The following is a 24,671-nucleotide window of genomic DNA, read 5'->3' as shown; positions in this document are numbered from 1 at the left end:
CAGATCCAGTCGGCTTCGCGGGCGACCCGCACCGCCTCCACCCGGGTACGCGCGCCCGCCTTACGGGCGATCCGGCCAAGGTGGTTACGTACGGTGCCCGGGGCCAGGCCGAGCGTCCGGGCGACCTCCACGACCGGCGCACCAGCTGCGGTCAGGGCGAGAATCTGGGTCTCCCGCGAGGTCAGCGGGCTCTCCCGGGTCAACGCCGCCAGCACCAGGTCGGCGTCGATCACCGACTCCTGCCGGGACAGCCGCCGGACCCCGTCCACCACCCGTTGCGGGGCGACGTCGCTGCCGAGGATGCCGACGGTGCGCCCCGGCACCAGAATCCGGTGCAGCCGGTGGACCCGTCGCCGGTCGGCAAGCACCAACATCGGGCACTGACCCGGCACGCCGGCCTCGTCGGCGCGGCCGTCGTCGACGAGGTCGAGGTCGACCACGGCGACGTCCGGACGCTTGGCCCGGACCGCTGATGTGAGGGGATCACCCCGATCCAGCTCCGCCACCACACTGATGTCCTCCTCGGCGGCGAGAACGAGGGAGAGGGCACCACGGATCAGGGCACCGTCGAGCGCGAGCAGGGTACGGATCACAGTCGACCTTCCCGAGAAATCGCCAGTTGGATCACGAACCGTCAACAGTCAAACACGTACCGATGAGTAACGCTCGGTGACGCTGACGGCGCTGGCGCCGGCCATTCGGAAAGCCATCCGCCGGCCACCCGGCTAGATCCAACCGTGCCAGCGGGCCTGCCAGACCGCCTCCATCCGGTTGCGGGCACCCGTCTTACGCATGACTGCCGACAGGTGGTTTCGTACCGTCCCGTGCGCCAGAAAGAGCTGACGGGCGATGTCCTTGAGCGGCAGACCCTCGGCGGCCGCCCGCAGCACCTCCGCCTCCCGGCGGGTCAGCGGGCTGCGCGGCGGACGCAGCGCGGTCGCGGCAGCCTCCGCATCGATCACCCGCCCCCCATCAGCAACCTCCCGCACCGCCGCGACCAGGGCCTCCACCGGCGCATCCTTACCGACCAGCCCTCGCACCCCGGCGCCGATCAGGTCCCCGACCAGCGCCGGACCCCACCGACGTCCCATCGCCAGCACCGCCGCGCCGGGCGCCGCCCGAATGATCTGGTTGACCACCTCGACCGGTTGTGGAACGTCCGACGCCAGGTCCACCAGCACGATGTCGGGGCGATGCTGCCGCACCACTGCGGAAAGTTCCCCCATCACGGCGATCTCGGCAACCACCTCCATCCCCTCCTCGCTCGACAAGGCGGCGCACAGCGCGGTGCGCAGCAGGCTCATCTCCTCGACGACGGCGACGCGGATCAATATCTTGCTCCGATCTGGCACATACGCTGCGGCGGCCGGGTCCCTTTGACAGGACTCTCTCGCCCAGCCGGGGGTGGTGGACGGTGGTGCCCCTGGACGCGCGCCGACCTGCCGGCCGTATCAGCGCCCGACCCGTCCACGACGAAGGTCGAGTCGGCGGACGGGATATCGCCCGCCGTGGCAGCTTTCGGCCAGTCGGTCAGCGAGATGGTGAGGTCAGTCGGGTGGTGGGTGAAAGGTGGTGGGATGACACTCGTGAATATGTCATTACCCGAACTCGCATCGTGGAAGCCCGATGACGGATTACCGACTGCACCGCTGACAGCGGGATGGGCTGTGCGCTAAAGCGCCAGCAGGTACGACGTAGGCATGACTGTGCGGCGATGCTCATCGAACATCGCCGCACCGTCGGCTGCCCGACGCCGGGCAGCCGGTCAGGTTATCTCGTCGTAACGGCGCTCGATCGGGGCGGGCGCCGCGACCGGCTCCGGGGCATCTACCGGGGTTGGCGCGTCGACCGACGCAGCGGCCTCGACCGGTTGGTTGTCGAACTCCAGCGGGGAAACCTCGTCGTCGTCGATACCGGCGTAGATCTCCTTGCCACGTCCCCGGCGCTTGTCGTTGAGGAACGCCACCCCCACCGCGGCGAAGTAGAGCGCGCACAGGCAGAGCGCCAGCGCGGTCATGCCGAACGGGTCCGGCGTGGGCGTGACCACCGCGGAGAAGGCGAAGAAGATGAAGACGGCCACCCGCCACCAGCTGAGCAGCCGCTTCGCGCTGGCGATGCCGACGAAGTTGAGCATCAGCACGACCAGTGGGAACTCGAACGCCACCCCGAAGATCAGGATCATGTTGGTGACGAAGGAGATGTAGCGGGTGACCTCCAGGGAGGTGTCGATCCCGGTCACGCCCGCTTCCAGCAGGAACGTCAGGCCCTTGTCCACGACGAAGTACGCCAGCGCCGCGCCGGCCATGAACAATGGCGCGGCGATCGCCACGAAAATGTAGGCGTACTTGCGTTCGTGCCGGTGCAGGCCCGGCGCGATGAACGCCCAGAGCTGGTAGAACCACACCGGCGAGGCGACGATCAGCCCGATCCAGAGCGCGAGCTTGAGCTTCAACAGAAAGGCGTCCGCCGGCCCGAGCTGGATGAACCTCTGGTCCGGCAGCAGCCGGTAGTACGGGCCAGCGAGCAGGTCGAAGACCAGGTCCGCCAGGGCGAAACCGACGAAGAAACCGATGACGATCGCCAGCGAGGCACGAAACAGCCGGTTACGCAGCTCACGAAAATGCTCGACGAGGGTCATCGAGCCGTCGGAGGCCCGTTCGAAGTTGCTCGAACCGCGCTTGCGGAGTCCGAAGGCCACGGTGATCGGCCCCCGTGATCAGTTGTCGCGGACGCGCTGCACCGGGTCGACGACCGGCGGCTGGACCGTGCCCTGGTACGGCTGCTGCGGCGCCGCTCCCGGGTACGCCTGCTGCTGCGGCGCCTGCTGGGTGGGCTGCTGCGGCGGGTACGGCTGGTAGCCGGCCTGCGCGTCGGCCTTGCTGGCCAGGTCGCGGTCGTCGTCGGAGAGGCTCTTGGTCTCGGCCTTGATGATGCGCAGCGAGCGGCCCAGGGAACGGGCCGCGTCGGGGAGGCGCTTCGCACCGAAGAGCAGGATCAGCACGACCACGAGTACGGCGATGTGCCAGGGCTTGAGGGCATGCATGGGGGCTCCAGTCGCACTGTGTTGATGAGAGTGTGCCGCAGCCCATCGTACGTGCGTCCAGGGCTGTTGCCACCCACCGGGACGGTGGTGGTTGATCCCGGTGGGTGAAGTTTCGACCAACCGCGCGCGTCCCGTCAACCAGTTCCCTGGATCTTCGTGGTCAGTCGCCGCGTCGGGAACGGATCAGAGCGACCCGTTGCTCGGTGGTGGCCAGCTGGCCCTGCAACCCTTCGGCCCGCTGCTGGAGGCTCTCCGCCGCCTCCCGCAGCGCCACCGCCTCGTCGGCGCGTCGCTGTAGCTTGAGCACCGCCCGGCGCAGCTGGGGCAGCCGCGCGAGCACGGGTCGGACCGCCAGCACGAGCACGATCAACGGCACCAGCACCAGCGCGAGCACGATCCACTTCAGCACGGACGCCAGCCTACTGCCTGACCGCGGTCGCCGCCGGGTCCGCACCAGGCGGCACCGGCGTCGCGTACGCGTCCAGCGCGGCCACCGCCGCGTCCCGGATCTGGTCGGCCAACTCGGCCGGGGCGACGACTGTGACGTCCGGGCCGAGGCCGAGCACGAACCGACGAGCCCAGCTGAGATCCGTGACGCGCAGCGAGACCACCCACCGCTCGCCGTCGGACTCCACCCGCTCGCACGGGTAGTACTCGGTGATCCAGCGCTCTCCCCGGCCGATCCGCAGCGTGATCAGCGGCAGGTCCGGCGACGGCCGGAACACTCCCTCGCTGAGGTCCTGTGGACGGGCCTGCGGCGGCACCACGGCCGCTTCGGCCAGCTCGGCGACGGCGTCGATCCGGTCGGCCCGGAACAGCCGCACCGCCTCGGCACGCCGGCACCACGCCTCCACGTACGTCCGGCCGCCGACCATCAGCACCCGCAACGGATCGATCACGCGCTCCGTGGTCTCGTCCCGGGCCACGGTGTAGTAGGTGATGCGCAGCGCCCGGCCGCTCTCCACCGCCGCGCGTAGCTCCGCCGCCCGCCGGGTGTCGCCGGGCAGCCGGACCTCAACCGGAGCGGCCACCAGGTCGCCGGCCGCGTCCTCGATCTTGGCCAGGGCCCGCTCGACGGCGTCCCGGTTGGCCACACCGGGTGTCTCGGCCAGCATCCGCAGCGCCACCACCAGGGCGAGCGCCTCGTCCGGCGTGAGCCGCAGCGGCCGGTCGATGCCGGCGTCGTAGGTGATGGTCACCCGGTCGCCGTCGAAGGCCATGTCGATCAGGTCACCCGGGCCGTAACCGGGCAGCCCGCACACCCACAACAGCTCCAGATCCTCGCGCAACTGCCGCTCGGTGACGCCCAGGTCGCCGGCCGCCTCGGCGATCTCGATCCCGGGCCGGGCGAGCAGATAGGGCACCAGGTTGAGCAGCCGCGCCAGCCGGTCGGCGGAGGTACGCGAACCAGCCTTCACCGGACCTCCCCTCCGAGACGGAGCACGGTCACCGCGAACGCGCTCACCGGGCCGCCGCCAGCGACTCGTGTCGGGCGGCGATCTCCTTGAGCCGTTGGATGACCGCCTCGCGCAACTCGGGCGGGTCGATCACCCGCACGTCGGGACCGTAGCCGACGAGGTGGCCGGCGAGGTGGTCCGCGTCGGCGTACGGCAGGACGAGCCGGTCCCCCGCCGGCCCGGCGGTGACCTCCACCGCCCAACGGCGCAGCCCGGCGGCGCGCCCGGGAGTGACCAGCACGGTCGCCCGGCCGGCGCGTTCGGCCGGACCGGACCAGCGGGCCACATGGCTGATCAGGTCGACCCCGGACGGTGGCTGGTAGGCGCCGGCGTCGCCGGTGACCCGGACCGGGCCGACCACCCGGGACAGCCGGAAGCAGCGGGTGGCGTCGCGGTCCAGGTCGTGACCGACCACGTACCAGCGGCCCCGCCAGCAGACCACGCCCCACGGTTGCAGGCGGCGCCGGTCGGACGTGTCCCGGTCCGGGACCCGGTAGTCGAAGCGCACCTCGCGCCGGTCCCGGGCGGCGGCGGTCAGCGGTGCGAACGCCGGGTCGACCGTGACCATCGGTTCCAGACCGAGCGTGGCCTGCGGATCCACATCCACCCCGGCGGCACGCAGCTTCGCCAGCCCGGACGACGCGGCGGCGGCGAGCCCGGCATGCTGCCAGAGCCGCCCGGCGATCCCCACCGCGGCGGCCTCGTCCGGCTTGAGCGGAATGTCGGGTAGCGCGTACTCCCGGCGAGCGATCCGGTAACCGGGCTCGGCGTCAAAGGCGCTGGCCGTCCCGGTCTCCAGCGGCACGCCCAGTTCCCGCAGCTCCGCCTTGTCCCGTTCGAACTTGCGCTGGAACGCCTCGTGCTCGCGGGCGTCGTCCGGGTCGTGCTCGTAACCGGGCACGGTCGCGGCGATCTGCGCGGCGGTCAGGAACCGCCGCGTGGAGAGCAGGCAGATCACCAGGTTGACCAGGCGTTCAGTGCGACTACGCGACACCCCGTAGACGCTAGCAGCCCACCCACCCCCCGGCACGCACCCCACACGGTCGTAAGGAAGGGCCCCTTGTTAACGCCTGGTGCATAGGAAGGGCCCCTTGTTAACACCACGCCACCGATCGACACCACGCTACCGATCGACACCACGCCGCCGGTCGACACCACGCCAACCGGCGCACATGATCCACATCGGCGCGCGCACCCCGCCGCGTCCGGTGGTGTGGCGTGGAAGCTAGCGTGCGGGGCATGGTGCGATGGCGGGCGGGTACGGTGGCGACGCTGCGGCGGCAGTGGACCGGTGCGGTCGAGCTCGACGTCGAACTCGCCGACGGCGGCACTATGCGGGCCCTGGCGTACCCGTCGCTGGTCGGCATGCCCGAGCCCGGCGACCGGGTGCTGCTCAACGCCGGCGCGCTGCTGATGGGCCTGGGTACCGGCGGGTACGCCCTGGTCGTCGCGCTGCCGGACCGGCTGCCGCCGGACCCGCCGCAGGCCCTCGACTCCCGCGACGCCGGTCACCTGGTCAAGGCCCGCTACACGCCGCTGCAACCGATCCTGCTCGGCGTCGACGAGCCGGCGTCTCCACATCACGAGGTGCTCGCCGCCGCCGAGGACCTCGGCGGCCTGCCGGTGGTCACCGCCGACCTGCACTCGGCGTTGCCGGCGATCCTGGCCGGGATCCGCGCCGACGCTGCGCAGCTGCGGGTGGCGTACCTGCTCACCGACGGTGGGGCGCTGCCGGCCTGGTTCTCCCGCACCCTCGCCGGGCTGCGCGACGAACTGGTCGGCACGATCAGCGTCGGGCAGGCGTTCGGCGGCGACCTGGAGGCGTCCACGCTGCACAGCGGCCTGCTCGCGGCCCGGCACGTACTGCATGCCGAGGTGGCGGTGGTGGCGCAGGGCCCGGGCAATCTCGGCACCGGCACCCGGTGGGGCTTCTCCGGGGTTGCGGTGGGCGAGGCGGTCAACGCCGTCGCCGCGCTGGGTGGGCGGGCGGTCGGCTCGCTGCGGATCTCCGCCGCCGACTCGCGCCCGCGGCACCGCGGCGTCTCACACCACAGCATCACCGCGTACGGCCGGGTGGCGCTGGCGCGCGCGGAGCTGGTGGTGCCCGACGGCCTGGATCCGACGCTGGACGCCGAGGTCGCCGAGGCACTCACGCCGCTCGCCGAGCGGCACGACGTGCTCCGGGTGGACACCGCCGGCCTGGACGCGGCGCTGCGCCGCAGCCCGGTGCCGCTGTCGACGATGGGGCGCGGGCTGGACGCCGACCACGCCTACTTCCTGGCCGCCGCGGCGGCCGGCCGGCACGCCGCGCGACTGGCCGCAGCCGGTACGCCGCACGCCGAGCGCGACCCGCGGAAGTGTTAAAAAGGGGCCCTTCCTCTACCGCAGGCGTTAAGAGGGGGCCCTTCCTTACACCTCAGGCGAAGATGATCAAGGCGATCCAAGCGCCGACGATCAGCGCCAGGGCCAGCGCCAACACCCAGGTCGGAACCGTGTACTCGCCGCGCCGGTTGCGCTCGATCTCGGCGCGGACCTTCTCGCGGCGGCGGTCAAGCCAAGTCTGTGGCTCGGTGCCGTGGCCGGCACGGCGCGGGGGCTGCTCGGGAGGAATCATGACGCGGCCAGCCTACCCGGCCCGCCCGCTGCGGACGGGCCGGGTCACGCTCACATGCTGGCGATCAGCCGCTCCACCCGCTCGTCGTACGCCCGGAACGGGTCCTTGCACAGCACGGTGCGCTGCGCCTGGTCGTTGAGCTTCAGGTGCACCCAGTCGACGGTGAAATCGCGCCGCTTCTCCTGGGCGTGCCGGATGAACTCGCCGCGCAGCCGGGCCCGGGTGGTCTGCGGCGGCGTCTCCTTGGCCTCGAAGATCTCCGGGTCGGTGGCCACCCGGTCCACGTCTCCCCGCCGCTCCAGCAGCGCGTACAGCCCGCGGCCCCGGCGCAGGTCGTGGTACGCGAGGTCCATCTGCGCCACCCGCGGATGCGACAGCGGCAGGTCGTGCTTGCGCTGGTAACGCTCGATCAACCGGAGCTTCGTCACCCAGTCGATCTCCCGCGAGACCGGCTCCAGATCACCGGTCTCCACCGCCCGCAACACCCGCCCCCAGAGCTCGACCACCCGCTTGGCGGTCTGGTCGCCGCCCCGGCGCTCCACGAACTCGATCGCCTTGGCGAGGTACTCCTGCTGGATCTCCAGCGCGCTGATCTCCTTGCCGGAGGCCAGCCGCACCTTGCGCCGGCCGGTGATGTCGTGCGACACCTCCCGGATGGCCCGGATCGGGTTCTCCAGGGTCAGGTCGCGCATCACCACCCCGGCCTCGATCATCCGCAGCACGATGTCGGCCGTACCCACCTTCAACAGGGTGGTGACCTCGTTCATGTTGGAGTCACCGACGATGACGTGCAGCCGGCGGTACCGCTCGGCGTCCGCATGCGGCTCGTCCCGGGTGTTGATGATCGGCCGGCTGCGGGTGGTCGCCGAGGAGACGCCCTCCCAGATGTGCTCGGCCCGCTGGGAGAGGCAGTACACCGCCCCGCGCGGCGTCTGCAGCACCTTGCCCGCGCCACAGATCAACTGGCGGGTGACCAGGAACGGGATCAGCACGTCAGCCAGCCGGCCGAACTCGCCGTGCCGGGAGACCAGGTAGTTCTCGTGGCAGCCGTACGAGTTGCCGGCCGAGTCGGTGTTGTTCTTGAACAGGTAGATCTCCCCGGCGATGCCCTCGTCGTGCAGCCGCTTCTCCGCGTCGACCAGCAGCCCTTCCAGGATGCGCTCACCGGCCCGGTCGTGGGCGACCAGGTCGACAACGGAGTCGCACTCCGGGGTGGCGTACTCCGGGTGCGAGCCGACATCCAGGTAGAGCCGCGCGCCGTTACGCAGAAAGACGTTGCTCGACCGGCCCCAGGACACCACTCGGCGGAAGAGGTACCGGGCGACCTCGTCAGGGGACAGCCGCCGCTGCCCACGGTAGGTGCAGGTGACGCCGTACTCGGTCTCCAGACCGAAGATTCGCCGTTCCATGATGAGACATTAGCCGTATCGAGGCCCTCTTCGTCACTGTCGCGGCAGCTGTACGGATCAGAACGGCCCCCGGTCCGGGTCAGCGCGGCGGAGCTGGCCGGGTCAGAGCAGGCCCGAATGTGCCCCGGCGTCCAGGCTCACCGCGTAGTCGCGGCAGGTGGCGTACTGCGGAAGCAGGCCCGCGCTGCGCACCTGCGCCAGCGTCGGCGCGGCGGCGTCCCGGGCGGAGAGCAGCGGCGCGGCGGGCGGCCACTCGATGCCCAACTCCTCGTCCAGCGGATGCACCGCGTGCTCGCCGGACGGGTTGTAGGTGGTCGAGCAGAAGTAGGCGATCGTGGCGTCGTCGGTAAGCGCACAGAAGCCGTGACCGAGCCCCTCGGCCAGGTAGACCGCGCGCCGGTCGGTGTCGTCCAGGCGGACGCCCTCCCAGCGCCCGAAGGTCGGTGAGCCGATCCGCAGGTCGACCACCACGTCGAGCACCGCCCCCCGCACACAGGTGATGTACTTCGCCTGTCCCGGTGGCACGTCGGCGAAGTGCACGCCCCGCACCACGTCCCGGGCCGAGACGGAGATGTTGGCCTGCGCCAGCCGCAGCGGATGACCGACCGCCTCGGCGAGCCGGTCGAAGCGGTACCACTCCAGGAACAGGCCACGCGGGTCGGTGAACTGCTGCGGGCTGATCTCCCAGGCACCCTCGATGCCCATCGGTCGGATCTTCACGACATCTCCTTCCGTGGCCCCACCACCGAGCCGACGGGTTTCCCGGCCGACTCGTCCCGACCGGGGGTCGACATCGACCCGTCACGACCGGCGGCCAGCAGCTCGAGCAGGTACTCGCCGTAGCCGCTCCTGGTCAGCGGCTCGGCCAACGCCCGCAGCTGGTCGTCGTCGATCAGCCCGGCCCGCCAGGCCACCTCCTCGACACAGCCGATCTTCATGCCCTGCCGCTCCTCGATCACCCGGACGAACTCGGCGGCCTGCACCAGCGAGGTGAAGGTCCCGGTGTCCAGCCAGGCGGTGCCCCGGTCCAGTACGGTCACCGACAACTCCCCCGCCCGCCGGTACGCCTCGTTCACCGCGGTGATCTCGAGTTCCCCACGGGCGCTCGGCACCAACCCGCGCGCGATCTCCACCACCCGATTGTCGTAGAAGTACAACCCCGGGACCGCGTACCGGGATGCGGGGCGCTGCGGCTTCTCCTCGATCGACAGCACCCGACCGTCGGCATCGAACTGCACCACCCCGTACGCCTGCGGGTTCGCCACCGGGTAGGCGAAGATGCGCCCACCCACCGGATCACCGGCCGCGGCCAACTGCCGGCCCAACCCCACCCCGTGGAAGATGTTGTCGCCGAGGATCAGTGCCACCGCCTCGGCACCGATGAAGTCCGCGCCGAGCACGAACCCCTGGGCGATGCCCTCGGGCCGGGCCTGGCTGGCGTACTCGAGCCGCAGCCCGAACTGACTGCCGTCACCGAGCAGACGCCGGAACTGGCCCTGCTCCTCCGGCGTGGTGATCACCAGGATCTCCCGCACCCCGGCCATCACCAGAGTGGAGAGCGGATAGTAGATCATCGGCTTGTCGAAGACCGGCATGAGCTGCTTCGACACCGCCCGGGTGATCGGCCACAGCCGCGATCCGGTGCCGCCGGCGAGCAGGATTCCACGCACTCGGGGAGCGTACCGGCAGGCAGCACAATCGGTCACGTGTCGCTCACCCTAAGCCCAGGTGTGTCCCGTAGACTCCTCGTCCTGTGAGGATCCTGGTCACCGGCGGCGCCGGGTTCATCGGTTCGGCGTACGTCCGGTTGCTACTGTCGGCAACCGGACGCGACGCGGAGGAGTTCATCTCGCTGGCACCCAGCCAGGTGACGGTGCTCGACGCGCTCACCTACTCCGGCAACCTGGCCAACCTGGCCCCGGTTCGCGACGACCCCAGGCTGCGCTTCGTGCCCGGCGACATCCGGCACCCCGAACTGGTCGACGAGGTCGTCGCGGGACACGACGTGATCGTGCACTTCGCCGCCGAGTCGCACGTCGACCGCTCGATCGCCGGCGCGACGCCGTTCGTCACCACGAACGTGCTCGGCACGCAGACGCTGCTCGACGCCGCGCTGCGACACGGCGTACGCCGGTTCGTGCACATCTCCACCGACGAGGTCTACGGCTCCATCGCCGAAGGTTCCTGGACCGAGCAGTGGCCGCTGGCGCCCAACTCGCCGTACTCCGCCTCCAAGGCCGGCTCCGACCTGCTCGCCCTGGCCTACCACCGCACCCACGGCCTGGACGTGGTGTTGACCCGCTGCTCCAACAACTACGGGCCGTACCAGTACCCCGAGAAGGTCATCCCGCTCTTCGTGACCAACCTGCTCGACGGGCGCACCGTGCCGCTCTACGGCGACGGCGGCAACGTACGGGACTGGCTACACGTGCACGACCACTGCCGGGGCATCGCCCTGGTGCAGCAGCGGGGCCGCGCCGGCGAGATCTACCACATCGGCGGTGGCACCGAGCTCACCAACAAGGAACTGACCGCCCGACTGCTCGAAGCCTGCGGTGCCAGCTGGGACCGGGTCGTCGCGGTCCCCGACCGCAAGGGCCACGACCGCCGCTACTCGCTCGACATCACCAAGATCAGGACCGAGCTGGGGTACGCCCCGAGCATCAGCCTCGACACCGGCCTGGCCGACACGGTCCGCTGGTACCGCGATCACCGCTCCTGGTGGGAGCCGCTCCGGACGGCGGCGGCCCGATGAGGGTGCTGGTGACCGGTGCCGCCGGAATGCTCGGGCGGGACCTGGTCGACCTGCTCGACCGGCACCCGGAACACGTCGCGACCGCCGCCACCCGGGCCGAACTCGACATCACCGACGCCACCGCCGCGCACACCGCCGTGGCCGGTCACGACGTGGTGATCAACGCCGCCGCGTGGACCGACGTCGACGGCGCCGAGCGGAACGAGGCGGCGGCCACCACGGCCAACGGCGCGGCGGTGGCCAACCTCGCCACGGCCTGCGCCGCACACGGCGCCCGACTGCTCCAGATCTCCACCGACTACGTCTTCTCCGGTGACGCCGCCAGCCCCTATCCGGAGGACGCGCCGACCGCCCCGATCAACGCGTACGGCCGCAGCAAGCTCGTCGGCGAGCAGGCCGTCGCCCGGCTGCTACCCGACGCCGGATACGTGGTGCGGACCGCCTGGCTCTACGGCACCCACGGCCGCAACTTCGTCACCACCATGCTCGGCCTGGCCGAGCAGCGCGAATTCCTCGACGTGGTCGACGACCAGCGCGGCCAACCCACCTGGTCGTACGCCCTGGCCCGGCAACTGGTCGCGCTCGCCGAGGCCGCCCTGGCCGGTCGGGCTGCACCCGGCACCTACCACGGCACCTGCTCCGGCGAGACCACCTGGTACGGGCTGGCCCGCGCCGTGTTCGCCCGGCACGGACTCGATCCCGAACGGATCCGGCCCACCAGCAGCGCCCGTTTTCCGCGTCCCGCCGCCAGACCGGCCTACAGCGTCCTGGGGCATGACCGGTGGGCCGAAGCGGGGCTGCCGACCCTGCCCGACTGGCACGCCACACTGCACGACGCAGCCACCACCGGTACGCCGGCCGCCCCCGCCTGACCGTCCTACTTCTCGCCCGGCTTCTCCTCGGACTTGTCGCCCGGCTTGTCCTCCAGGTCCGCGGAGCCCGCCGAGGTGGTCGGCTTGTGCGCCTCCTCGGTCGGCGTGGTCGGGGTCTTCTCCCGGTTCCCCTCGGGCCCGGCATCCTCCGCCGCACCGCCATCCAGCAGCGCGGTCAGCGCCGCCCCGGTGATCCGTCGGAACGTACGCCCGACCCGGTTGCGGTCCAGCACCGCCACCTCGAGCTGGTTGGCGGCGATCGTCCTGGCCGCGCCGCCCTCACCGCCGACGCTGCCCAGCGCCTGCACCGCCACCTGAACCGCGTCACCGAGCGACATGTCCGGCCGGTGATTCGACTTCAGTGCCCCGGCAATCGCCTCGGACTGTCCACCCATCGCCATCCGGCCCGGCTCGTCGTTCACCGAGCCGTCGTAGGTGAGGCGGTACAGCGAGTCCTCGTCCGGCGTGGCACCCACCTCCGCCACGCAGATCTCCACCTCGAAGGGCTTCGACTGCTCGGTGAAGATGGTGCCGAGGATCTGCGCGAAGGTGTTGGCCAACGCCAGCCCGGTCACGTCCCGCCGGTCGTAGCTCAGTCCGTTGAGGTCGGCCATCCGCACCCCGGCCCGCCGCAGATTCTCGAACTCGTTGTACCGACCGACGGCCGCGAAGCCGATCCGGTCGTAGATCTCGCCGACCTTGTGCAGGGTGCTGGAGAGGTTCTCCGCGACGAAAAGGACCCCACCGGCGTAGCTCAGGACCACCGCGCTACGTCCCCGGGCGATGCCCTTGCGGGCAAGCTCGGAACGGTCGCGCATGATCTGTTCGGGCGAGGCGTAGAACTGCATGGCCACGGCGGCGGCTCTCCTTCAGGCGCTGTGCTGGGAACTGCGGGGTCAGTACGGGGCAGGACGGGCTCAGCCGCCCGGGTTCTCCATCCGGCCGGCGACCACGCTCTCGCCGAGCGCCGCCGTCTCCGCGTCGGTGAGCCGGTACGTCCCCTCCGCCGTCGCGGTCATCACCACCGGGAAGATTCGCCGGCTCAGATCGGGTCCACCGGTCGCGGTGTCGTCGTCGGCCGCGTCGTAGAGCGCCTCCACGGCCAGCCGTACCGCGTCGTCCACCGAGAGCCCGGCCCGGTACCGCTTCTTCAGCGCCGACTTGGCGAAGAGCGAACCGGAGCCGATCGCGTCGTAGCCGGTCTCCTCGTACGGGCCGCCGGTGACGTCGAAGCTGAAGATCCGACCGGCCCGAGCCGGGTCCTTCGCGGCCAGGTCGAAGCCGGCGAAGAGCGGGATCACGGCCAGCCCCTGCATGGCCGCGCCGAGGTTGCCCCGGATCATCGAGGCCAGCCGGTTGGCCTTGCCGTCGAGCGAGAGCATCGCGCCCTCGATCTTCTCGTAGTGCTCCAACTCCACCTGGAACAGCCGCATCAGCTCGATGCCGACGCCCGCGGTGCCGGCGATGCCCACCAACGAGTACGCGTCGGCCGGATGCACCTTCTCGATGTCCCGCTGCGCGATCAGGTTGCCCATGGTGGCCCGCCGGTCGCCGGCCATCACCACGCCACCCGCGGCGGAGATGGCCACGATGGTGGTGGCGTGCGGGGCCAACTCGGCCGCCATCCCCGGGGGCAGCGGCCGGCGGCCGGGCAGCATCTCGGGGGCGACCTTGCTCAGAAACGTGGTGAAGGAGGACGTCCCCGCGTTGGTGAACACATCTGGTAGACGCCCGGATGGATCAAAACCCGCTGCCACGTGGTTCCTCTCAGGTACGTGATGGCCCTGGCCAGCCTCGTCGGACTGTCACGGAACTGGCCAAGACCACCGTTGCAGTTGAAGCAGAGTATCCCGCGTATCCATCCGGTGCGATGATCGTGGTCCACATGTTCCGGATCGGGGTCACCGCACACCCCGCAGACCCCACCCTGCTCTGCCAGCTGGCCTTCCGGATGGTGCCCGGGAACTAGGTCGGGGGCAGTGAGCGCTGGCACTGTGGGCATGTCTTCTCCGCCGGGGAGGGCGAATCAGACATACGCCTCACTCCCCCCCTTTCTGGACATATCCTCTCACGAACTCTTCGGCGTTTTCTTCGAGGACGGAGTCGATCTCGTCGAGCAGGTCGTCGACGTCCTCGGTGATCTCGGCATGCCGCTCGGCGACCTCCGGATTCGCCTCGACGGTGACGTCCTCGACCTCTTCGCCCTGGCGGGACTTGCCCGACTGCGACTGACCGCCGCTGTCACGAGTGGCCACTGCTGCCTCCTCCACGATCTCCCTGCGATGAACTTACCTCGCGGGAGCGACGAAACGCTCACCGCGCGCCGGGATGGAACCCGACGCGCGACAAGCGTTCCAATCGACCCGCGGTCAGCCGCCGGTCAGGGTCTCCAGCAGGTCCTTGGCGCTGGCGCAGCGGTCGAAGAGGGCGCCGACGTGCCGTCTGGTGCCGCGCTCCGGCTCCATCATCGGCACCCGCACCAGCGACTCCCGCCCAACGTCGAAGATGACCGAGTCCCAGCTGGCGGCGACCACCTCGGAGGCGTACTGGGCCAGGCAGCGGCCCCGGAAGTAGGCGCGGGTGTCCTCCGGCGGGTCGGTCATCGCCGTGCGGCTCTCCTCGTCGGTCAGCAGCGTCTTCATCGAGCCGCGGGAGACCAGCCGGTGGTAGAGCCCCTTCTCCGGCCGCACGTCGGAGTACTGGAGGTCGACCAGCTGGAGCTTGTGCGAGCCCCAGCCGAGCTTCTCCCGATCCCGGTAGCCCTCCAGCAGGCGCAGCTTGGCCACCCAGTCCAGCTCGTCGGCGCAGAGCATCGGATCGCGGCCGAGCCGGTCCAGCACGGCCTCCCACCGGTCCAGCACGTTCGCGGTCTGCTCGTCGACGTCGTCGCCGTAGCGGTCGGCCACGAACTCGCGGACCCGCTCCAGGTACGCCCACTGCACGTCCAGCGCGGTGAGTCGACGGCCGTCGCGCAGCCGCATCAGGTGCGTCAGGGACGGGTCGTGGCTGACCGCGCGCAGCTCGCCGACGGGGTCGGCGATGCCGAGGTCGCTGCCGAGCGCCTTCTCCTCGATCATGGTGAGGATCAGCGCGGTGGTGCCCACCTTCAGGTAGGTGGAGATCTCCGAGAGGTTGGCGTCGCCGATGATGACGTGCAGCCGGCGGTACTTGTCCGCGTCGGCGTGCGGCTCGTCGCGGGTGTTGATGATCGGCCGCTTGAGGGTGGTCTCCAGGCCCACCTCGACCTCGAAGAAGTCGGCACGCTGGGAGATCTGGAAGCCACTCTGGCCGCCGTCCTGGCCGATGCCGACCCGCCCGGCGCCGCAGACGATCTGCCGGGTCACGAAGAACGGCGTCAGGTACGCGACGATGTCGGCGAAGGGCGTCTGCCGGCGCATCAGGTAGTTCTCGTGCGCGCCGTAGCTGGCGCCCTTGTTGTCGGTGTTGTTCTTGTACAGGTGGATCGGTGCGGTGCCGGGGATGGTGGCGGCGCGGCGCGCCGCCTCGGCCATCACCCGCTCCCCCGCCTTGTCCCAGCGGACCAGGTCAAGCGGGTTGGTCACCTCTGGTGTGGAGTATTCGGGGTGGGCGTGGTCGACGTAGAGTCGCGCCCCGTTGGTGAGGATGACGTTGGCCAGCCCGAGGTCCTCGTCGGCCAGTGCCTCGGCCGGGTCGTAGGCGGCGCCGGAGTAGGTGAAGCCCCGGGCGTCGCGCAACGGCGACTCCTCCTCGTAGTCCCAGCGGGCCCGGCCGCCGCGGTTGAGTTCCGGGCGGGCGCCATAGGCGTTCACCACCTGGGACGAGGTGACCATCGGGTTGGCACCGGCCTGACCGGGCACGGAGATGCCGTACTCGACCTCGGTACCCATGATCCGTCTTACGCTCATCGACCTACCCGCTCCCGCTTGCCCGACCGGCTCCCCCATCATGTCGAGAGTAGTCCGCGCCCCCGCCGACGGGGCCCTCCCGTGGTCGGCGCGTTCGCACCACCCCGTCGCCACTCCGCGATCTTGCACTTTCGGTCGCGACATTTCGCGTATAACACGCGTAAGGCCGACCAAAAGTGCAAGATCGACGCGACGAGGGACGTCGCGTGGCCCGCGGCCCGCGCTGGCCAGGCCGCGCTGGAGTACGCGCAGGGCCCGTGACGCCTGGCGTCACGGGCCCTGGTGGCGCGCCGGTCAGAGGTACTGGCCGGTGTTGCTGGCGGTCTCGATGGAGCGGCCGGCCTCGGTGCCCTTGCCGCCGGAGACGAGCGTGCGGATGTAGACGATCCGCTCGCCCTTCTTGCCGGAGATGCGGGCCCAGTCGTCCGGGTTGGTGGTGTTGGGCAGGTCCTCGTTCTCGCGGAACTCGTCGACGCAGGCGTCGAGCAGGTGCTGCAACCGCAGCCCCTTACGGCCGGAGGTGAGGAACTCCTTGATGGCCATCTTCTTGCCCCGGTCGACGATGTTCTGGATCATCGCGCCGGAGTTGAAGTCCTTGAAGTAGAGGACTTCCTTGTCACCGTTGGCGTAGGTGACCTCCAGGAAGCGGTTCTCCTCGGTCTCCGAGTACATCCGGAGCACCACCGCGTCGATCATGGCGGCGACGGTGGCCTGGGCGTCGCCGCCGTGTTCGGCCAGGTCGTCGGCGTGCAGTGGCAGGCCGGAGAGGATGTACTTGGAGAAGATGTCCTTGGCCGCCTCGGCGTCCGGCCGCTCGATCTTGATTTTCACGTCGAGCCGGCCGGGGCGCAGGATCGCCGGGTCGATCATGTCTTCCCGGTTGGAGGCACCGATGACGATGACGTTCTCCAGCCCCTCCACACCATCGATCTCGCTGAGCAGCTGCGGGACGATTGTGTTCTCCACGTCGGAGGAGACGCCGGAGCCGCGGGTACGGAAGACCGAGTCCATCTCGTCGAAGAAGACGATGACTGGGGTGCCCTCGCCGGCCTTCTCGCGGGCCCGCTGGAAGATCAGCCGGATGTGCCGCTCGGTCTCGCCGACGTACTTGTTGAGCAGCTCGGGGCCCTTGATGTTGAGGAAGAAGCTGGTGTGCTTCTCCTCGCCCCGCCGCTCGGCAATCTTCTTCGCCAGCGAGTTGGCGACCGCCTTGGCGATGAGCGTCTTACCGCAGCCGGGCGGCCCGTAGAGCAGGATGCCCTTCGGCGGGCGCAGCTGGTGCTCCCGGAACAGATCGGCGTGCAGGAACGGCAGTTCCACCGCGTCCCGGATCTGCTCGATCTGGGAATGGAGGCCGCCGATGTCGGTGTAGTCGACGTCCGGCACCTCCTCCAGGACCAGCTCCTCGACCTCACTCTTCGGGATCCGCTCGTACGCGTACGCCGACCTCGGCTCGATCATGAGTGAGTCGCCGGCCCTGATCGCGCTGCCGATCAGGGTTTCGGCCAGGTGCACGATCCGCTCTTCGTCGGAGTGCGAGACCACAAGCGCCCGGTCGCCCGGTGCGCCGTCGGGACCCGCGAGGATCTCCTTGAGCATGACCACCTCGCCGACCCGCTCGTAGCCGAACGCGTCGACGATGTTGAGCGCGTCGTTGAGCAGTACCTCCTGGCCACGCCGGAGCTCACCCACGTCGAGCGAGGGCGAGACGGCTACGCGCAGTTTGCGCCCGCCGGTGAAGACGTCGACCGTGCCGTCGTCGTGACGGGCCAGGAAGACGCCGTAACCACTTGGCGGCTGGGCGAGACGGTCGATCTCCTCCTTGAGCGTCACGATCTGCGCGCGAGCCTCCTTGAGGGTGCTCACGAGCCGTTCGTTGTTCTCGGTCAGCCGTGCCAACTGCGCCTGGGTGGCGGCCAGCCGCTCTTCGAGCTGCCGGACGTGTCGGGGGCTTTCGGTCAACTTGCGCCGCACCAGAGCGAGTTCCTCTTGAAGGAACGCGACCTGCGTGGAGAGATCGTGGGCCTCCTTCTCCCACCGTGCGGCGCGCGAGTCCGCGTCGTCGCTGCGTGCCACGTCCCACCTCCCCGGGGGGCTTGAACGTTCTGACCTAACACTAGCCGCTATGAGCCCGATTCGGTCCTCCGCAACGCGCCCGTCACCGAAGCTTGATCGCCAAGGGTGGGTTGGCGGGCGGGTACCGGCATTCGGGTACCGTCGGGGGGTGGGACGGGAGAACATGGGGGGTGCACCGGTGGCCGAGGTCGCGACCGATCAGCTGGAGGTCTGGGTGGACCAGGATCTCTGCACGGGCGACGGGCTCTGCGTGCAGTACGCACCGGAGGTCTTCGAGTTCGACGTCGACGGTCTGGCGTACGTCAAGGGCCCCGACGGTGAGCTGCGGCAGGCGCCGGGCCAACGGGTGGCGGTCCCGGAGCACCTGCGCCTCGAGGTGATCGACTCGGCGAAGGAGTGCCCGGGCGAGTGCATCCACGTGGTCCGGGGCAGCGACGGTGTCGAGGTGGCCGGGCCGGACGCCGAGGAGTGACCGCGCCCGCGACCTGAACGCGCGGACGCGACCGCCCGCTACAGCAGCGGACGACCGACCACCGAGGCGACCAGTCGGGCGAACTCCTCCAGCCGGGCGATCTGGCCGGCGCCGCCGTCGTCGAGGGTCTTGCCGAATCGCAACGCGTCGTGCCGGGGCGCGCCGGCGGCCTCCTCGCTGGGCGGGGTCTCGTCCAGCGAGGTCAGCAGCAGGTAGACGTCGATGCTGTCGACCCGGATCTCGCCGTTGTCGTGCCGGAACAGCCGGCGGCGGCAGCCGACCTCGGTGACCGAGGAGACCGGCACCACCCGCAGCGACGAGGTCATCGAACCGGGCGGCCCCTCCCCCGCCGGCACGTCCTCGCCGTGCCAGAGCACCAGCCGGCTGCCGTCGCAGACGACGACCTCCTGCCACACCCCGTTCACCTCGTTGACGAAGCGTTCCAGGGTGAACCCGAGCACGGACGCCCCGCGCAGCACTCCGCCGAGCGCCTCCAGGGCGACGTCCGGGTCCCGCAGGTAGGCCCGGGCCGCCGATTCGAGATCGGTGTAGGGGGACCAGTCGGGAAAGACGGCGGGCAGGTCACCCCCGCCGAATCCAGGACGGCTCATGCCGTCACCTCGCTGCGCTCGGCGCCGACCTGGGCCGGAAGGATCAGCCCGTTCACGCCCAGCCGCCCCATTCCGCCGTCACGGCCTGTCCGCCTCCTGCATCGCCTCGGGTCGCGTCCCGTCGCCTGTCGCCTGTCGCGCCGCCTCCGCCTCGCGCAGCGCCTGCCGCCGTTGCGCGTACGCCTCGGTGCCCTTGCTGGGTTTGCGCCGGCGCGGCGGGGCGGTGACCCCCGGTGCGAGCTTACGCGCGGAGACGAGGAAGGCGGTGTGGGCGATCATCCGGTGGTCGGGACGCACGGCCAGCCCCTCGGCGTGCCAGTCCCGCACCAGCGACTCCCAGGCCCGCGGCTCGGTCCAGCCGCCCCGCTCGCGCAGCGCCTCGACCAGCTCGGAGAGCTGCGGCGTGGTGGCCACGTAGCCGATGAAGACCCCGCCGGGCAGCAGGGCCCGCTCGATCATGTCGAGGTTCTCCCACGGGGTCAGCATGTCCAGGATGATCCGGTCGAAACCGGTCTCGGCGCACTCCGCGACGTCTCCCACGTGCAGCCGCCAGGCCGGGTGCGGCCCGTTGAAGAACGCCTCGACGTTGCGCCGGGCGATCTGGGCGAAGTCGTCGCGCAGCTCGTACGAGTGCAGTTCGCCGTCGGTGCCGACCGCGCGCAGCAGCGAGCAGCTCAGCGCGCCGGAACCGGCGCCGGCCTCGAGCACCTTGGCGCCGGGGAAGATGTCGCCCATGGCGACGATCTGCGCCGCGTCCTTGGGGTAGATCACCTGGGCGCCGCGGGGCATGGAGAGCACGTAGTCCGAGAGCAGCGGGCGCAGCGCCAGGAACGCGGTACCGCCGCCGGAGGTGGTGACCACGCTGCCGTCGGGCAGGCCGATCAGCGCGTCGTGTTCGAGGATGCCCCGGTGGGTGTGGAACGCCTTGCCGGGTTCCAGGGTGACCGTGTGCATCCGCCCCTTCGGGTCGGTCAGCTGCACCCGGTCACCGGGCCGGAACGGCCCACGGCGTACGGCGGGCAGCTCCGGTGTCTCGGCGGGCACGTCGGTGCCCGGGGCGGCCGGGGTCGAATGGGTCACGGTCACGTGTTCATCTTCCGGTGAGGTTCGAGCAGTTGAGCCAGATCCGCGATGTGCAGGATGCCGACGACATCTTCGCCTGCCGTCACGAGGTACTGCGCGCCCGGGTGGGCCTGTACGGTCTCCAGCACCTGTTCCCCGCTTGTCGCCACGGGCATCCTCGGCAGGTCGGCGACGGATCGGGCGACCATGTCGACGGCGAGCCAGGGCCGCCGTTCCGGTGGTACGGCGGCCGCGGCGGCCGGGTCGACCACGGCCACCGGCCGGCCGGCGGAGTCGGTCACCAGCAACGCGACCGGCTGACTCGTCGTCGCCTGCGCCTCGGTGCCCCGGCGCTGCGCCTCGGCCAGCGGGGTGCCGGAGGGTACGGCGAGGGTGGGGCGGGCCAGTCGGGCCAGGTCGACCAGGGGCAGCCGGCGGCTGATCCGGGAGAGCCTGATGGACTGGCCGGCGCCGTGCCACAGCGTCAGTGCGACAAGTGCCGTAAGCGGCAGCGCGAGCAGGCTGAGCACGTCGATCGCGTAGAGGAGGGCGACCGCGAGGGCGGTGGCGACCGCCAGGACCCGGCCTGCCCAACCGGCCACCTCGGTGGCCCGGTGCCGGTCCCGGGTCAGTGCCCAGAGCACGGCGCGCAGTGCCCGCCCGCCGTCCAGCGGCAGCCCGGGCAGGATGTTGAAGAGCGCGACGATGATGTTGCTCGCGGCCAGTTGGAAGGCGAGTTGGTCGGCCACGGTGCGGTCGGGCAGGGCCAGCATCGCGGCGACCGCGGCCACGCCGAGCACCGCGGAGACCGCCGGGCCGGCCAGTGAGACCAGCAGGTCGACTCGGGGCGAGGGCGCGTCCCGGTCCATCTCGGTGTATCCGCCGAGCAGTTCCAGCGTGATCCCCCGCACACCGATGCCGAAGTGCCGGGCGGTGAGGGCGTGGCCGAGTTCGTGGGCCAGCACGGAGCCGAGCAGCGAGACGACGAAGCCGGCGCCCACCAGGTAGCCGCCGGCCGGGGAGAGCTGCAACCGCTGACCGGCCAGTTCGCCGTAGAGCACGATGATCAGCAGGGCGAGCAGCAGGATCGAGGCGTTCAGGTAGAGCGGCACCCCGAAGACCCGACCCACCTGGAGGCCGGGACGCCGGGCCGGCCGCGATCTCCTGCTGCGCTCCATCGGGCTGATGCTACGCGGCGGGAGATCACGTACCGGTGCGGCGCTGGCCGTCCTGTCACACCGGTGCCCTACTCTTCCGGGCATGACGGCGGATCCGGTGATCAGTACGCAGACTCCGACTCCGACTCCGACGCAGTTGCCGGCCACGGTGCGGGCGTCGCTGTCCCCGTCGCGGGCTGCGGATTTCAAGACCTGCCCGCTGCTCTACCGCTTCCGCAGCATCGACCGGCTACCCGAGCGTCCCACCATCGAGCAGGCCCGGGGCACGCTGGTGCACGCGGTGCTGGAGCGGCTGTTCGACCTGCCGGCGGCGGGGCGCACCCCGCAGGCCGCCGGCGACCTGGTGGCCCCGCAGTGGGACCGGCTGGTCACCGAGCAGCCGGAGCTGGCCGGGCTCTTCGCCGACGCCGATCCGGCCGAGTTCCTGCGTTCGGCGGCGGCCCTGCTGGAGGGCTACTTCACGGTGGAGGATCCGCGCCGGCTGGAGCCGGCCGAGCGGGAGGCCCTGATCTCCGCCGTGGTCGACGACGAGTTGCTGATCCGGGGCTACCTGGATCGGCTCGACGTGGCACCGGACGGCGCGCTGCGGGTGGTGGATTACAAGACCGGCGGGGCGCCGCGTGAGGCGTTCGAGGCCCGGGCGCTGTTCCAGCTGAAGTTCTACGCGCTGGTGCTGTGGCGCACCCGGGGCGTGGTCCCCCGGGTGTTGCGCCTGCTCTACCTCAAGGACGCCGAGGTGTGCGACTACACCCCCGACGCCGAGGAGTTGGTGCGGTTCGAGCGCACGGTGGTGGCGTTGTGGCGGGCGATCGAGCAGGCGACCGCCGCGCGGGACTTCCGGCCCAGGCCGAGCCGGCTCTGCGACTGGTGCAGCCACCAGGCGCACTGTCCCAGTTACGGTGGCACCCCGCCACCCTTCCCCGAGCAGGCGGCGGCGCCGGATCCGCTGCGTGACGCCCGCTCCCGGCCGGCGCAGCCCGGCGCCGACGAGTAGGTCTCCTCCCCAGGGATGAGGGCAGACTCACCGCGCAAGACGATCTTTCGGCGGCGGGGGCGGCTAGCGTCGGGGCGTGGGTACCGAGCTGAGGGAGTGGCTACGCCGGCGTCCGCTGGCCGGTGACGCGCTGCTGGCCGGCGGGCTGGTCTTGGGCGAGGTCGTGTTCACCCTGCTCACCCCGCGGGAGTTCTGGCCGCGGTCGCTGCCGGCGGCGCTGGGGTGGAGCCTGCTCTGCGCCGCACCGGTGCTGGTGCGCCGGATCGCGCCGTGGGCCGCCGTGCTGGCCGCGTTGGCGACCCTGGTCCTGCCCGTCGCGTTCAAGGTGGCGCCGGCCGCGCAGAGCTTCACCTTCGTCGTGCTCACCTACACGCTGGCCGCGTACCGGCCGATGCGTCCGGCGCTGCTGGCCGCGGTGCTGCTCTGGGTGCCGGTGGCGGCAGCCAACACGCTTGCGTCGCCCGAGGTGCTGCCGCAGATCAGCGCGGCCTACGTGGTGGCTAACAACCTGCTGGTGGGGATCGTGTCGTTCTCGGTGGGGCGTACGGTGCACGCCCGGCGCTCCTCCACCGAGGCGCTGCGGGAGCGGGCCCGGACCGCCGAGGCCAACCAGCGGGCCCTGGCCGACCAGGCGGTGGCCGACGAGCGGCGGCGCATCGCCCGGGAGTTGCACGACGTGGTGGCACACCACGTAAGCGTGATGGGGGTGCTGGCCACCGGGGTCCGCCGGGTGCTGCGCCGTGACCCGGACGCCGCCGCCGAGGCGATCGGCACCATCGAGGAGACCAGCCGGGCCACCCTGCGGGAGCTGCGCCGGCTGCTCGACGTGCTGCGTACCGAGGCGGAGCCGGCGGCCGACCTGGCGCCCCAGCCCGGCATCGCCGGCATCGAGGCGCTGACCGAGCAGGTCCGCGAGGCCGGTTTGCCGGTGACGCTGACGGTGCAGGGCACTCCGGGGCCGCTGGAGGAGGGCGAGGCGCTTACCGTGTACCGGATCGTGCAGGAGGCGCTCACCAACGCGCTCAAGCACGCCGGCACGGCCACCGCGCAGGTACGGGTGAGCTTCACCGACAGTGCCCTGGAGGTCGAGATCACCGACACCGGCCGGGGACCGGCACCGGAGCACCCGCAGCGGGTCGGCCACGGCCTGGTCGGAATGCGGGAACGGGTCGCCCTCTACGGTGGTGTCCTACGGACCGGAGCGCGGCCCGGCGGTGGCTACCGGGTGTACGCGCGGATCCCGGTGGAGCCGCTGGCCGACGGCGTCACCCGTTAGCGCCACCTGGGAGGATTGAATGGTCGACCCGACGGCGCCGGCCCGGCCGGTGCGCATCCTGCTCGCCGACGACCAGCCGCTGCTGCGCACCGGGTTCCGGATGGTGCTCGGTGCCGAGCCGGACCTGGACATCGTGGCCGAGGCGGGCGACGGGGTGGAGGCGGTGGAGTTGTCCCGCCGGCTGCTGCCCGACGTGGTGCTGATGGACATCCGGATGCCCCGGATGGACGGGGTGACCGCCACCCGGACCATCGTCGACGCGCGGCTGCCCGTGCGGGTGCTCATCCTGACCACGTTCGACCTGGACGAGTACGTGGTGGGCGCGTTGCGGGCCGGAGCGAGTGGCTTCCTGGCGAAGGACGTACCGGCCGAGGACCTGGTCACCGCGATCCACACGGTGGCCGGTGGGGACGCGGTGGTGGCCCCGCGGATCCTGCGCCGGCTGCTGGACCGCTTCGCCGACGTGCTGCCCGATCCGGCGGCGTCGCCGCCGAAGGCGCTCAGTACGCTCACCGAGCGCGAACGGGAGGTGCTGGTGCACGTCGCGCGGGGCCTGTCCAACGCCGAGATCGCCCGGGCGCTGTCGGTGAGCGAAACCACGATCAAAACCCATGTCGGGCACGTGCTGACCAAGCTCGGGCTGCGGGACCGGGTGCAGGCGGTGGTGCTGGCGTACGAGACGGGCCTGGTCCGGCCTGGGGCGTAACGCGTTCGTTGCATCCATCACCTACCGTGACGATCTGGTGCGCGCAGCGGTTGACCCTCTCGTGGTGAGAGGGTTGATGATCGTTCTGACGTCGGCCGTGATGTGGTCGGCGTGGGGTCGGGGACAACCCTGACTCCGAGTGGGGGGTACCCGCAGCCGGAAATCCGCCCCGGCTCCGCCCGGAGTCGGACGGATCCCCGCTGTGCAGCACAGATGATGGACTCGCGCCGGACCAGCGGGGGCGGTGCGATTCGACAGC

At 70.9% G+C, this 24,671-nt stretch carries 27 protein-coding genes; 7 read left to right on the top strand and 20 right to left on the bottom strand.

Annotated elements, in window-relative coordinates; translation table 11 throughout:
- From AC507J_RS28710 to AC507J_RS28680, 7 genes are all read right to left on the bottom strand, one after another.
- A partial coding sequence (locus AC507J_RS28710) for a response regulator transcription factor (protein ID WP_496293008.1) occupies positions 1-593 on the bottom strand: 593 nt, incomplete at its 3' end.
- A 132-nt stretch (positions 594-725) separates the two neighbouring features.
- Entirely contained in the window at positions 726-1,331 is a 606-nt protein-coding gene (locus AC507J_RS28705) for a LuxR C-terminal-related transcriptional regulator (protein ID WP_496293006.1), read from the bottom strand.
- 434 nt (positions 1,332-1,765) lie between these two features.
- Positions 1,766-2,698 carry a twin-arginine translocase subunit TatC gene (gene tatC / locus AC507J_RS28700; protein ID WP_496293004.1) on the bottom strand — a complete coding sequence of 311 codons (933 nt, stop codon included), beginning with the start codon at positions 2,696-2,698 and terminating at the stop codon, positions 1,766-1,768.
- A gap of 18 nt (positions 2,699-2,716) precedes the next feature.
- Complete coding sequence (gene tatA, locus AC507J_RS28695; RefSeq protein WP_496293002.1) at positions 2,717-3,043, bottom strand: Sec-independent protein translocase subunit TatA; 327 nt, start codon at positions 3,041-3,043, stop codon at positions 2,717-2,719.
- A gap of 160 nt (positions 3,044-3,203) precedes the next feature.
- Positions 3,204-3,452, bottom strand: coding sequence for a hypothetical protein (locus AC507J_RS28690; RefSeq protein WP_496293000.1), 249 nt, complete (start codon positions 3,450-3,452; stop codon positions 3,204-3,206).
- Between the two features lie 10 nt (positions 3,453-3,462).
- Complete coding sequence (locus tag AC507J_RS28685) at positions 3,463-4,461, bottom strand: helix-turn-helix transcriptional regulator (protein WP_496292998.1); 999 nt, start codon at positions 4,459-4,461, stop codon at positions 3,463-3,465.
- 43 nt (positions 4,462-4,504) lie between these two features.
- Positions 4,505-5,494, bottom strand: a complete 990-nt coding sequence (locus AC507J_RS28680; RefSeq protein WP_496292996.1) for a helix-turn-helix transcriptional regulator — start codon at positions 5,492-5,494, stop codon at positions 4,505-4,507.
- Positions 5,495-5,739: 245 nt separating this feature from the next.
- Here AC507J_RS28680 and AC507J_RS28675 point away from each other — a divergent pair, with 245 nt between their 5' ends.
- The gene (locus tag AC507J_RS28675) at positions 5,740-6,864 is read left to right on the top strand and encodes a DUF3866 family protein (protein WP_496292994.1); all 1,125 of its coding nucleotides are present in this window, start codon (positions 5,740-5,742) and stop codon (positions 6,862-6,864) included.
- A 52-nt stretch (positions 6,865-6,916) separates the two neighbouring features.
- Here the strand turns inward: AC507J_RS28675 and AC507J_RS28670 are convergent, their stop codons facing one another.
- The 4 genes from AC507J_RS28670 to rfbA all read right to left on the bottom strand — a co-directional run bounded on the left by AC507J_RS28670 (position 6,917) and on the right by rfbA (position 10,193).
- Positions 6,917-7,114: a hypothetical protein gene (locus tag AC507J_RS28670; RefSeq protein ID WP_496292992.1), complete on the bottom strand. Its 198-nt coding sequence runs from the start codon at positions 7,112-7,114 to the stop codon at positions 6,917-6,919.
- 50 nt (positions 7,115-7,164) lie between these two features.
- On the bottom strand, positions 7,165-8,523 hold the full coding sequence (pafA, locus tag AC507J_RS28665) for a Pup--protein ligase (protein WP_496292990.1): 1,359 nt from the start codon (positions 8,521-8,523) through the stop codon (positions 7,165-7,167).
- Positions 8,524-8,625: 102 nt separating this feature from the next.
- A complete protein-coding gene (locus AC507J_RS28660) occupies positions 8,626-9,243 on the bottom strand; it encodes a dTDP-4-dehydrorhamnose 3,5-epimerase family protein (protein ID WP_496292988.1) in 618 nt (205 codons plus the stop codon).
- Positions 9,240-10,193, bottom strand: a complete 954-nt coding sequence (gene rfbA, locus AC507J_RS28655) for a glucose-1-phosphate thymidylyltransferase RfbA (RefSeq protein ID WP_496292986.1) — start codon at positions 10,191-10,193, stop codon at positions 9,240-9,242. The genes AC507J_RS28660 and rfbA overlap by 4 nt, the downstream gene beginning before the upstream one ends.
- An 83-nt stretch (positions 10,194-10,276) precedes the next feature.
- Here rfbA and rfbB point away from each other — a divergent pair, with 83 nt between their 5' ends.
- Both rfbB and rfbD read left to right on the top strand, forming a co-directional pair.
- Positions 10,277-11,278: a dTDP-glucose 4,6-dehydratase gene (gene rfbB, locus AC507J_RS28650; RefSeq protein ID WP_496292984.1), complete on the top strand. Its 1,002-nt coding sequence runs from the start codon at positions 10,277-10,279 to the stop codon at positions 11,276-11,278.
- Positions 11,275-12,150: a dTDP-4-dehydrorhamnose reductase gene (gene rfbD / locus AC507J_RS28645; protein ID WP_496292982.1), complete on the top strand. Its 876-nt coding sequence runs from the start codon at positions 11,275-11,277 to the stop codon at positions 12,148-12,150. The genes rfbB and rfbD overlap by 4 nt, the downstream gene beginning before the upstream one ends.
- Before the next feature lie 5 nt (positions 12,151-12,155).
- Here the strand turns inward: rfbD and prcA are convergent, their stop codons facing one another.
- The 6 genes from prcA to arc all read right to left on the bottom strand — a co-directional run bounded on the left by prcA (position 12,156) and on the right by arc (position 18,113).
- The gene (prcA, locus tag AC507J_RS28640; protein ID WP_496292980.1) at positions 12,156-13,004 is read right to left on the bottom strand and encodes a proteasome subunit alpha; all 849 of its coding nucleotides are present in this window, start codon (positions 13,002-13,004) and stop codon (positions 12,156-12,158) included.
- A 63-nt stretch (positions 13,005-13,067) separates the two neighbouring features.
- Positions 13,068-13,907, bottom strand: a complete 840-nt coding sequence (gene prcB / locus AC507J_RS28635) for a proteasome subunit beta (protein WP_496292978.1) — start codon at positions 13,905-13,907, stop codon at positions 13,068-13,070.
- Positions 13,826-14,035, bottom strand: a complete 210-nt coding sequence (locus tag AC507J_RS28630) for an endonuclease domain-containing protein (protein WP_496293018.1) — start codon at positions 14,033-14,035, stop codon at positions 13,826-13,828. Before AC507J_RS28630 ends, prcB begins: the two co-directional genes overlap by 82 nt.
- A 154-nt stretch (positions 14,036-14,189) precedes the next feature.
- Positions 14,190-14,405: a ubiquitin-like protein Pup gene (locus AC507J_RS28625; protein WP_092380345.1), complete on the bottom strand. Its 216-nt coding sequence runs from the start codon at positions 14,403-14,405 to the stop codon at positions 14,190-14,192.
- 114 nt (positions 14,406-14,519) lie between these two features.
- On the bottom strand, positions 14,520-16,037 hold the full coding sequence (gene dop / locus AC507J_RS28620) for a depupylase/deamidase Dop (protein ID WP_496292975.1): 1,518 nt from the start codon (positions 16,035-16,037) through the stop codon (positions 14,520-14,522).
- Positions 16,038-16,331: 294 nt separating this feature from the next.
- On the bottom strand, positions 16,332-18,113 hold the full coding sequence (arc, locus tag AC507J_RS28615) for a proteasome ATPase (RefSeq protein ID WP_341715925.1): 1,782 nt from the start codon (positions 18,111-18,113) through the stop codon (positions 16,332-16,334).
- Between the two features lie 178 nt (positions 18,114-18,291).
- Between arc and AC507J_RS28610 the strand changes: the two genes are divergently transcribed.
- Positions 18,292-18,585 carry a ferredoxin gene (locus tag AC507J_RS28610; RefSeq protein ID WP_496293016.1) on the top strand — a complete coding sequence of 98 codons (294 nt, stop codon included), beginning with the start codon at positions 18,292-18,294 and terminating at the stop codon, positions 18,583-18,585.
- Between the two features lie 38 nt (positions 18,586-18,623).
- Here the strand turns inward: AC507J_RS28610 and AC507J_RS28605 are convergent, their stop codons facing one another.
- The 3 genes from AC507J_RS28605 to AC507J_RS28595 all read right to left on the bottom strand — a co-directional run bounded on the left by AC507J_RS28605 (position 18,624) and on the right by AC507J_RS28595 (position 21,436).
- Positions 18,624-19,196, bottom strand: a complete 573-nt coding sequence (locus tag AC507J_RS28605; protein WP_341715926.1) for a hypothetical protein — start codon at positions 19,194-19,196, stop codon at positions 18,624-18,626.
- A 78-nt stretch (positions 19,197-19,274) separates the two neighbouring features.
- Positions 19,275-20,282 (bottom strand): tRNA (adenine-N1)-methyltransferase, encoded by a 1,008-nt coding sequence (locus tag AC507J_RS28600; RefSeq protein ID WP_496292972.1) that lies wholly within the window; start codon positions 20,280-20,282, stop codon positions 19,275-19,277.
- Positions 20,279-21,436, bottom strand: a complete 1,158-nt coding sequence (locus AC507J_RS28595; protein ID WP_496292970.1) for a M50 family metallopeptidase — start codon at positions 21,434-21,436, stop codon at positions 20,279-20,281. Before AC507J_RS28595 ends, AC507J_RS28600 begins: the two co-directional genes overlap by 4 nt.
- A gap of 82 nt (positions 21,437-21,518) precedes the next feature.
- Here AC507J_RS28595 and AC507J_RS28590 point away from each other — a divergent pair, with 82 nt between their 5' ends.
- The 3 genes from AC507J_RS28590 to AC507J_RS28580 all read left to right on the top strand — a co-directional run bounded on the left by AC507J_RS28590 (position 21,519) and on the right by AC507J_RS28580 (position 24,412).
- Positions 21,519-22,430 carry a RecB family exonuclease gene (locus AC507J_RS28590; protein WP_496292968.1) on the top strand — a complete coding sequence of 304 codons (912 nt, stop codon included), beginning with the start codon at positions 21,519-21,521 and terminating at the stop codon, positions 22,428-22,430.
- Between the two features lie 76 nt (positions 22,431-22,506).
- On the top strand, positions 22,507-23,706 hold the full coding sequence (locus tag AC507J_RS28585) for a sensor histidine kinase (RefSeq protein WP_496292966.1): 1,200 nt from the start codon (positions 22,507-22,509) through the stop codon (positions 23,704-23,706).
- 19 nt (positions 23,707-23,725) lie between these two features.
- Complete coding sequence (locus AC507J_RS28580; RefSeq protein WP_496292964.1) at positions 23,726-24,412, top strand: response regulator; 687 nt, start codon at positions 23,726-23,728, stop codon at positions 24,410-24,412.
- Positions 24,413-24,671: the final 259 nt, after the last annotated feature.

The organism is Micromonospora sp. PRAS1 (assembly GCF_059553435.1).
The sequence above is the reverse complement of the archived record's forward strand: the minus strand, read 5'-3'. Positions and strand labels throughout refer to the sequence as shown.

Bases quoted from the DNA above. Each gene is read 5' to 3' on its own strand.
- AC507J_RS28590 (WP_496292968.1), top strand. From the start codon at position 21,519: ATGACGGCGGATCCGGTGATCAGTACGCAGACTCCGACTCCGACTCCG.
- pafA (WP_496292990.1), bottom strand. From the start codon at position 8,523: ATGGAACGGCGAATCTTCGGTCTGGAGACCGAGTACGGCGTCACCTGC.
- AC507J_RS28675 (WP_496292994.1), top strand. From the start codon at position 5,740: ATGGTGCGATGGCGGGCGGGTACGGTGGCGACGCTGCGGCGGCAGTGG.
- AC507J_RS28605 (WP_341715926.1), bottom strand. From the start codon at position 19,196: ATGAGCCGTCCTGGATTCGGCGGGGGTGACCTGCCCGCCGTCTTTCCC.
- rfbD (WP_496292982.1), top strand. From the start codon at position 11,275: ATGAGGGTGCTGGTGACCGGTGCCGCCGGAATGCTCGGGCGGGACCTG.
- AC507J_RS28580 (WP_496292964.1), top strand. From the start codon at position 23,726: ATGGTCGACCCGACGGCGCCGGCCCGGCCGGTGCGCATCCTGCTCGCC.
- dop (WP_496292975.1), bottom strand. From the start codon at position 16,037: ATGAGCGTAAGACGGATCATGGGTACCGAGGTCGAGTACGGCATCTCC.
- AC507J_RS28595 (WP_496292970.1), bottom strand. From the start codon at position 21,436: ATGGAGCGCAGCAGGAGATCGCGGCCGGCCCGGCGTCCCGGCCTCCAG.
- AC507J_RS28670 (WP_496292992.1), bottom strand. From the start codon at position 7,114: ATGATTCCTCCCGAGCAGCCCCCGCGCCGTGCCGGCCACGGCACCGAG.
- tatA (WP_496293002.1), bottom strand. From the start codon at position 3,043: ATGCATGCCCTCAAGCCCTGGCACATCGCCGTACTCGTGGTCGTGCTG.